The sequence below is a fragment of the Paenibacillus sp. FSL R7-277 genome (genome assembly GCF_000517965.1).
In the GTDB taxonomy this organism is placed as follows: domain Bacteria; phylum Bacillota; class Bacilli; order Paenibacillales; family Paenibacillaceae; genus Paenibacillus_AQ; species Paenibacillus_AQ silagei.
This window is the reverse complement of sequence record NZ_ASPX01000046.1, coordinates 1-8,541: the sequence shown is the minus strand read 5'-3', so window position 1 is coordinate 8,541 and position 8,541 is coordinate 1. Positions and strand designations below refer to the sequence as shown.

Below are 8,541 nucleotides of genomic sequence, written 5' to 3'. Positions count from 1 at the left end.
TTAATTGTATCGAAAAAAAGAGACATTCTTTGTGTCGAATGTCTCTTTCAGTTCTTTATGGACTTTTTCAGTGGCCTCACCTCATGGTGCTGTGGTCTTTTTGCTGTGGAACAGCGGCTTCTCGTCAGGCAGCCCACGGCCCTCCTCAAGTGATAAGTACACTTTAGTAGTATATACAACCTTTTGACCCGGATAGTAAGATAATCACAAATATAGTGACGCGTAGACCCGAATCAGAACCGGGAAAGGAAGTGACTGCTCGAGTGAAGCCAGAGATAAGTATTATTGTGCCTATCTACAACGTGGAATTGTACCTGAGGAAGTGTGTGGATTCGATATTGGCGCAGACCTTCCGCAGCTTTGAATTGATTCTGGTCAATGACGGATCACCCGATAAGTGCGGCGAGATATGCGAGTATTACAAGGAGCTGGACCCCCGTGTCGTAGTTATTCATAAGCAGAACGGCGGATTGTCCGATGCCCGGAACTATGGTATTGATGTGGCAAAGGGCCGGTATATCGGGTTCGTTGACAGCGATGACTGGATAGAACCGGACATGTATGAAGCCCTGCATGAACTCATCACCGCCCATAATGCAGATATCGCTGTATGCGGTCATTGCGAGGTACAGGATGATGTCAAGCTGGAAAAGTCCTTCACGCACCAGGTGCGTGTATACGATAATGCGCATGCCTTTGACAAGCTGCTGGAGGATACCGAGATCCAGAACTTGGCCTGGGATAAGCTGTATAAGGCCGAGCTGTTCAGCCAGGTGAGATATCCGGTCGGCCGGTATTTCGAGGACATTTTTACCACCTATAAATTATTCCTCCAGGCGAACAAGACCGTCTCGCTGGACTCCCCCAAATACCTGTATCTGAAGCGAAGCGACAGCATCACCGGAGCGATGAACAACCGGAAATATTACGACCGCTTCTGTGCGGCGCTGGAGATCTACGAGACCATTCAGGATAAAAACTATCCGATCGCCAAAGAAATCTCGTTATCCCGGACCGTAACCGAGGGCATTGAGCTGTGCAACTTCCAGCTGATTACCGGCGAGACTGCAGTTAACAAGGAATATCTGGCCGAGCTGGGCGGGTTCCTGAGCAAGCATACCTCCGCGATCCTGCGCAACCGTATTATCCGCCGGGAGATGAAGACCGCAGCTCTGCTTATTCTGACCAGCTCCACGGTATACAAAATGCTGTATTATTCCAAACTCCGTTTGAAGGGAAGTAATATGATATGAGCCAAGCCCTTGAGAAAATCCTGCCGCTGTCTTTCCGCAATTATGTAAGCAATATTCCCGTCTATCAATATTATAAGGGCTATCTGAGCTACCGGAATGCATATAAAGACAAAACGAAAGCCATTTACGTTGTCGGCTCCCCCGAGCATGACAATCTGGGCGATCACGCCATCACTTATGCGCAGATGAATTTTTTGCGGAAAGCTTTTCCCGACTATACCCTGATTGAGATTGTCGCCAACCGGCTGATGCATAACATGAAGTGCCTGGAGGAATTCTGTTCGCCGGAGGATATCTTCGTGCTTCAGGGCGGGGGCAACTTCGGAATCGAGTATTTCCGCGAGGAAGAGGTGCGCCGCAAGATTATCTCCGAATTCCCAAATAACAAAATCATCGTCTTCCCGCAGACCATCTACTTCGGTGATACCGAGCTGGGCCGCGCGGAGTTCAAGAAGACACAGGACCTCTATGGCTCCCACAAAGACCTCACGCTGGTCGCCAGAGAGGCAACGTCGTACGAAATTATGAAAGCAGGTTTCAGAAACAACGCAGTGCTGTTAACGCCGGACATTGTCATGTCCCTGGATATCACTGACCCTCCCAAGGAGCGCCACGGTGCCCTTCTGTGCATTAGAGCCGATAAGGAGAGCATTTTCAGCGAGCAGGATAAAAAGGTCATCCAGGAGTACACCTCCAAGCACTACAGCACCACCACCTTCACGGATACCTGCATTCTCCGCCCTGTCTCCCTGGAAGACCGGGATCACGAGCTGAACACCTTATGGAATCAGTTCAAGGAGGCCGAGGTTGTGATTACGGACCGGCTGCACGGGATGATTTTTGCGGCGATTACGTCCACACCTTGTATTGCACTGGGGAACTACAATTATAAGGTCGTAGGCAGCTACGAATGGATCAAGCATCTGGGCTATGTGAAATTCACGAACGATGTGAAGCAAATCCCGGCTTTGCTGGAAGAACTGAAGACGATCCAGCGCCCACGGTACAATAATGAGTTCTCGGTCCAGCATTACAGCCAGATCATTGAATCCATGGCAAGCAGCAGCGCTAGAGAACCTGCTTCGTCTATCGTTACCGCTTAAGATAAGCACAAGACACTCTCTGTAGCGAGGAAGCGATCCCACCCTTGAAAACAAATATAAAACTTGCTGCAATCATAACCTATGCTTCGGTATTCCTAGGCGTTATTATCTCCCTGGGCTCGACGCCGTTCATTGTGTCGACCCTGGGGAAATCCGAATATGGATTATTCGCGCTGGTGAACTCCATCATCGCCTATATCGTCCTGCTTGATCTGGGCTTCGGCAGCGCGGTCATCCGCTTCAATGCGAAATACATCTCTGAGAATGACTCCGCAGGCCAGCGCAATATCAACGGAATGTTCCTGCTGCTCTTCTCAGCCATCGGACTCCTCTCCTTACTTGCCAGTGTGATTCTGGTGTTTAATTTCGATGCGATCTTCAGCAGCCTCGATGCAGCTGAGCTGGGCATTCTGAAGACGATATTTATCATTGCCGCCATCAATGTGGCTGTCTCGTTCCCGCTGAATATCTTCAGCTCGATCATTACGGCCTATGAGCGGTTCGTCTATCTCAAAATCATCAATCTGATCCGCGTGGTCCTGTCTCCGGCCATGATGGTGCTGGTCCTGCTGTTCGATTTCAGATCGACAGGTATGGTCACCGTTGCGCTTGTGCTGAACCTGGCGATCGGCGTGATCAACGTGGTCTTTTGCCGCACCAAGCTGAATCTGAGTGTCCGGTTCCACGGCTTCGACACCAAGCTGTTCAAGGAGATCTTCAGCTATTCGTCGTATATCTTATTATCCTCGATTGCCTTCCAGATCTATACGAATGCTGATCCGCTGATCATCGGGATGTTCCTCGGGGCTACGCCCATCGCCATCTTCGCCATCGCCGCCCAGCTCAACACGTATATTCTCAACTTCTCCAATGTGCTGGCCAGCTTCTATCTGCCGAAGCTCACCAAGATGATCGTCAAGGGGGCAGATCAGGCGGCCTTAATGCTGGAGCTGGTCAAAATAGGCAGAATCCAGGCGCTGATCGTAGGCTACATCGTCTCGGGCTTCGTGTTATTCGGACAGAGCTTCATTCTGATCTGGCTTGGCCAGGATTACAAATATGCGTACACGGTTGCGCTGATCATCATCATTCCCCAGATCACGTCGATTGTGCAATCGCTGTTCGCCACCATGCTGGAAGCGATGAATATGCACAGGGTGAAGGCCTTTATCTACTTCTCAGTTGCAATTCTGAAGGTGGCCTTAACCTTCTGGTTCATCCGGATCTGGGGGATTACAGGCTGCGCCATTGCTACGGCCATCGGGATGATCATCAATGTATGCCTGAATAATGTGTACTACAAATATAAATTGAAGTTCGATATTCTTCACTTCTGGCTGCAGATCATCCGCGTCTTCATTCCGGTGGTGCTGCTGTCCGGGGTGTGCGGGTTCCTGCTTAGCTTCGTGAGCATCACTTCCTACGTGTACCTGGGCATGTATGTCATCCTGTACTCCCTCATCTATGTGCTTACTATGTGGCTGTTCGGACTGAACGGGGCAGAGAAGCAGATGGTGGCCGGACCGGTGCGAAAAATGGCTCTGCGGAGTCAGGCCTAGGACTCTACGTGAGGCGGGCGCTGATTGGCATGCCGCGCTTAGGCGCTGCTCCATGCTGTGCCTAAGCGAAGAAGCCTCTGCGGGTAAGATCCGCAGAGGCTTCTTCGCTTAACTTGGCAAGCTTGCTGATCAGAGCTGCTTCAGCCGCTCATCCAGCAGCCGGAACATGCTTCTAAGGGCCGTCTGGTCCGCTTCGCCATAATGATCGCCGATATTGATCTCATAATAGCAGGAAGCCCCGCCGATTGGCTTGAGCCGTGGTGTCAGGCCAATGCCGGTCTCGTTATAGATCCCAATCAATATAGGGGCAAGCTGCTCCAGAGGCAGCGCAAAGTGGATGTGGAACATATTCGAGACCGGAACCTCCGGCAGCGTGGATACTTTATGGCAGCTGTTGAATAAGGCTGCCAGCTCCTTGGCCTGCTCATAGTATTCTGACATCCTGCCGATTCTCTGCCGGTAATAATACCGGGCCGGGACAATATAGGGATAGAGACTGATCAGGTCGCCCCCATGGCGGCGTTTCCAGATCTTCGAGGTCTCCGTGAACTCCCGGCTGCCGGCTAAGATCGCTCCGGCAATCCCGCCAATGCCCTTATAGAAGGAGACGTAGACACTGTCGAAGAGCGCGCAGACCTCGGCCGCCGTCTTGCCGTAGTAAGGCAACACTTCGAACAACCTTGCCCCGTCCAGATGGAGCTTAATTCCCTGCTCCCGGCAATACGCCGATATCGCTTCCAGCTCGGCATATTCCGGCAGCTGTCCGCCGATCTCCCGCTGCGGCAGCTCCAGCAGCAGACAGGCAACCCCCGGTCCCATCCCCTTCACATCCTCCAGGGTAATCAGACGGTCTGCACTGCCCAGCAGCAGCGGCTCCAGATGATGCAGCTCCTTCAGGCCGTCCTGCTCATGAATCTCCAGGTGGCATAGCGGATGATAAGCGACCTTTGGGCTGCCCTCCCGGTCACTCCAGATCCGCAGGGCAATCTGCTGGGCCATCGTGCCGCTGGGGAAGAACACGCTGCATTCTTTGCCCAGCACCTCTGCCATCTCCGCCTGGAACTCCTCAATCACCGTCCCTGTTCCGTACATATCCGCAGCAAGGCTGTCCTCTACACTGGCCAGCGCCTTCTTGAGTACAGCTGCGTCCCGTCCGCCATGTCCAGCAAGCTGCACCTGCGTCCTGCCGAACGCCTCCATTAAAGCATTCTCCTCGTTCATTTTATTATCCTAGCCCCCTTCTTCGTAGCACCCGATCTGTATGAATCCTTGAAATTATATCATTCCTCTACAAAATAACCGAATTATTAGAATGTTCACATGATATTCCTCTCCAGCAAGGTGAAATAAGTTGACCGCTGTGCTACAATATTGGAATTGCAAAGGCAATTGCTTAGGGAGGTTTATAAATTCACCATGCTTATTATTGGTATCGCCGGCGGGACCGGCTCCGGCAAGACAACGGTAGCGCGCTCCGTGATTGACCGTCTTGGCTCTGACAAAGTAACATTCATATCCCAGGATAACTACTATAAAGACCATTCTTACCTCAGCATGGCTGAACGCGGTGCCATTAACTATGACCACCCGCTGGCCTTTGACACGGAACTGCTGATCGAGCATCTGGATTGTCTCAAAGCGGGACAAGCCGCCTTCGCTCCCGTGTATGACTTCACGGTTCATGCCCGTTCAACCGAGAAGACTGTGGAGCTCGCCCCGAATAATATCGTCATTCTGGAAGGACTGCATGTGCTGTCCGATGAGAAGCTGCGCGAGCAGCTCAACATCAAGGTGTTCGTGGACACCGATCCCGATGTGCGTATCCTGCGCCGGGTGCTGCGGGATATCGAGGAACGCGGGCGGACCATCCGTTCGATCCATACGCAATACCTGACCACGGTGAAGCCGATGCACGAGGCCTTCATCGAGCCCTCCAAGAAATACGCGGACCTGATCATCCCGGAAGGCGGACAGAATCAAGTCGGAATCGAACTGCTGTCGGTACTGACCGAGAAGTATCTGTCCGGCGATCACCAATGGAACTGAATTAAGCCGCACCGGCTGATATGGTGCGAGGACCGTCCGGCATGCCGGACGGATTTTTTCTGCTTAGGGAAGTATAATTTATTCGAAAAACCGCACACATTTCTCGACGCGATGGCTATCGGACAAATTGCAGGCGAAAAACCGCACACATTTCTCGGCTCGAAGGCAGCAGGGCCCTTTGTAGGCGAAAACCGGCAAGCAATCGGTCGCCCGCAGGTGAGCTTTTCATGAAATCACGCCTCAAAAGTCAGGTTACCTTACATATGTCCCCTGTTCACACCGGAATTTTCACTGTTTTCAGCATTATCATCCATTCATTTGTTATATTTATTGACTGGTAACGCTTTATTACCGAAATAAAGGGTTGATTATTTGGTGATCATCCACTATGATTAGGTCAACGGACGGCATTAAAGTTAAAGCGATTTAACTTATAATTTGTCCACTATAATAAAATTGGCAAACTTAATTTTTATTTACCCTTAAAGTTAAAGCGCTTATACTTTCGACAATGAAAGGCTGGTGTGTCCGTGATTAAGAGTGAGAGCCGGCGGCAGACGTTCTACATGTATCTGTTCATTTCCCCGTGGCTGGCCGGCTTCCTGATCTTCGCCCTGTACCCGATCCTGTCATCGCTGTATTACAGCTTCACCGACTATGACATCATTCATCCGCCCAGATTCATCGGCCTCGCCAACTACACGGAGATGTTCCACAATGAACTGTTCTGGCGTTCCGTGAAGGTCACCCTAAGATATACCTTCATCAGCGTGCCGGTACAATTGCTGCTGGGCCTGGGGTTCGCCCTGCTGCTGCATCAGACCATCCCCTGGCGCGGCTTCTTCCGCACAGCGATGTATTTCCCGAGTATGGTCTCCGGTGTGGCCATGTCGCTCCTCTGGTACTGGATCTTCAATCCGCAGATCGGCCTCTTCAATTATATGCTCTCCTGGTTCGGCATTCACGGCCCGGCCTGGCTGATGAATCCCGATACAGCGCTGTATGCCCTAATTATCATGTCCCTTTGGACAGCGGGCTCGGGCATGATCCTCTTCCTCGCTGGTCTCCAAGGAGTCCCAGCCAGCCTGATCGAAGCTGCCAATCTGGATGGGGCAGGGCGCTTCCGCATTTTCCTGAATATTACGCTGCCGATGATCTCGCCTGTCCTGCTGTTCCAACTGATTATGGGGCTGATCGACTCCTTCCAGGTGTTCACGCAAGCCTTCGTCATGACGCAGGGCGGACCCAATTACTCTACCTGGTTCTACGTCTACAATCTGTATACCAGTGCCTTCAAGGAATACCGCGCCGGATACTCCTCCGCGCTTGCCTGGGTCCTGCTGATTGTCGTCATGCTGTTCACGGCGGTCATTATGAGGCTGTCTCGCCGTTATGTCCATTATGAAGGAGGCAGCAGCCGATGAGCACTGTTAAGGCCACACGCCCGCTTGACCCGTCCCCCCGGCTCCGCCGGAGAATCAAGCCCGTTAAGATTGCCAGCTTCACCGCGCTCCTAGTCACAACGTTTCTCATGCTGCTGCCGCTGTTCTTCATGGTCTCCACCTCGCTGAAGTCCAAACGGGAGATGCTGAAGTTCCCGCCGACGTTTCTGCCGGAGAGCTGGGCCTTACGCAATTATGTCGATATTTTTGAGACTCTCCAGTTCGGCACATTGTACAAGAACAGCCTGATTATCGCCGGCTTCTCCGTATTCGGCACCCTGCTCTCTTCGGCGCTGGTTGCTTACGGGTTCGCCAGGTACCGGGGGCGCGGCAACAACTTCTGGTTCATCCTGCTGCTGAGCACGATGATGCTGCCTTATCCGGCCATTATGATTCCGCAGTTCGTATTGTTCTCCAAAATGCAGTGGATCGACACCTTCCTCCCGCTGATTGTGCCTGCCTTCTTCGGCTCGGCGTATAACATCTTCCTGCTGCGGCAATTCTTCTCCACGCTGCCTGAGGAGCTGTTCGATGCCGGACGCATTGACGGCTGCGGCGAGCTGAGGATGTGGCGGACCATCGCGCTGCCGCTGTCTGCGCCGGCGCTGGCGACGGTTGCGATCTTTGCTTTTATCTACAGCTGGAATGATCTCTTGACCCCAGTGCTCTATCTAAGCTCGTCGGACAAATTCACGCTTCCCGTGGGGATGGCCTCCCTCACCTCATCGCGCTTCCGCATTCCGCCGTGGCATCTGCTGATGGTCGCCTCCGTCCTGGCTATGGTTCCAATCGTCACCCTGTTTGCCATCGCCCAGAAGCAGTTCGTCGAAGGCATCGTACTGACCGGTATCAAGTAAGGCAGCAAAGCTATCCCGGGTTTACAACACTTGAAAAATTCAGGAGGGATTGGACAATGAAGAATAAGATGAAGAGCAAGAGATATGCGCTGCTGCTAGCATCAGCCCTGACAGTATCCACAGTCCTGGCGGGCTGCGGCGGCGGCAAATCGGCAGGCAACGTGGCGGCTGGAGGCAGCGGAGCCGGGAATACCGGCGGTTCGGGGGAGCAAGTGACGATATCCCACTATACCATTGATTCCGAGGACCGGACTTTTATCGAGAAGCTGATCCCGGAATTC

General features: G+C 52.4%; 7 protein-coding genes and 1 pseudogene. 7 read left to right on the top strand and 1 reads right to left on the bottom strand.

Annotation, left to right across the window (positions count from 1 at the left end; translation table 11 throughout):
• Positions 1-263 precede the first annotated feature (263 nt).
• The 3 genes from C173_RS16110 to C173_RS16100 are packed head-to-tail and all read left to right on the top strand — an operon-like array spanning position 264 to position 3,915.
• The gene (locus C173_RS16110; RefSeq protein WP_036726380.1) at positions 264-1,253 is read left to right on the top strand and encodes a glycosyltransferase family 2 protein; all 990 of its coding nucleotides are present in this window, start codon (positions 264-266) and stop codon (positions 1,251-1,253) included.
• Entirely contained in the window at positions 1,250-2,356 is a 1,107-nt protein-coding gene (locus C173_RS16105) for a polysaccharide pyruvyl transferase family protein (protein WP_051478096.1), read from the top strand. The genes C173_RS16110 and C173_RS16105 overlap by 4 nt, the downstream gene beginning before the upstream one ends.
• Positions 2,357-2,400: 44 nt before the next feature.
• Positions 2,401-3,915, top strand: a complete 1,515-nt coding sequence (locus C173_RS16100; protein WP_036726379.1) for an oligosaccharide flippase family protein — start codon at positions 2,401-2,403, stop codon at positions 3,913-3,915.
• A 129-nt stretch (positions 3,916-4,044) separates the two neighbouring features.
• Here the strand turns inward: C173_RS16100 and C173_RS16095 are convergent, their stop codons facing one another.
• The gene (locus C173_RS16095; protein WP_036726377.1) at positions 4,045-5,136 is read right to left on the bottom strand and encodes a threonine aldolase family protein; all 1,092 of its coding nucleotides are present in this window, start codon (positions 5,134-5,136) and stop codon (positions 4,045-4,047) included.
• 195 nt (positions 5,137-5,331) lie between these two features.
• On the opposite strand from C173_RS16095, the gene udk reads away from it, so the two are divergent.
• The 4 genes and pseudogenes from udk to C173_RS16075 form a co-directional block, all read left to right on the top strand.
• Positions 5,332-5,961 carry a uridine kinase gene (gene udk, locus C173_RS16090; RefSeq protein ID WP_036726376.1) on the top strand — a complete coding sequence of 210 codons (630 nt, stop codon included), beginning with the start codon at positions 5,332-5,334 and terminating at the stop codon, positions 5,959-5,961.
• Positions 5,962-6,491: 530 nt separating this feature from the next.
• Positions 6,492-7,385 carry a carbohydrate ABC transporter permease gene (locus C173_RS16085; protein WP_036726381.1) on the top strand — a complete coding sequence of 298 codons (894 nt, stop codon included), beginning with the start codon at positions 6,492-6,494 and terminating at the stop codon, positions 7,383-7,385.
• Complete coding sequence (locus C173_RS16080) at positions 7,382-8,260, top strand: carbohydrate ABC transporter permease (RefSeq protein ID WP_036726374.1); 879 nt, start codon at positions 7,382-7,384, stop codon at positions 8,258-8,260. Before C173_RS16085 ends, C173_RS16080 begins: the two co-directional genes overlap by 4 nt.
• A 56-nt stretch (positions 8,261-8,316) precedes the next feature.
• Positions 8,317-8,541 (top strand): annotated as a pseudogene (locus C173_RS16075) (ABC transporter substrate-binding protein); the annotation flags it as partial.

Bases quoted from the DNA above. Each gene is read 5' to 3' on its own strand.
- C173_RS16095 (WP_036726377.1), bottom strand. From the start codon at position 5,136: ATGAACGAGGAGAATGCTTTAATGGAGGCGTTCGGCAGGACGCAGGTG.
- udk (WP_036726376.1), top strand. From the start codon at position 5,332: ATGCTTATTATTGGTATCGCCGGCGGGACCGGCTCCGGCAAGACAACG.
- C173_RS16105 (WP_051478096.1), top strand. From the start codon at position 1,250: ATGAGCCAAGCCCTTGAGAAAATCCTGCCGCTGTCTTTCCGCAATTAT.
- C173_RS16080 (WP_036726374.1), top strand. From the start codon at position 7,382: ATGAGCACTGTTAAGGCCACACGCCCGCTTGACCCGTCCCCCCGGCTC.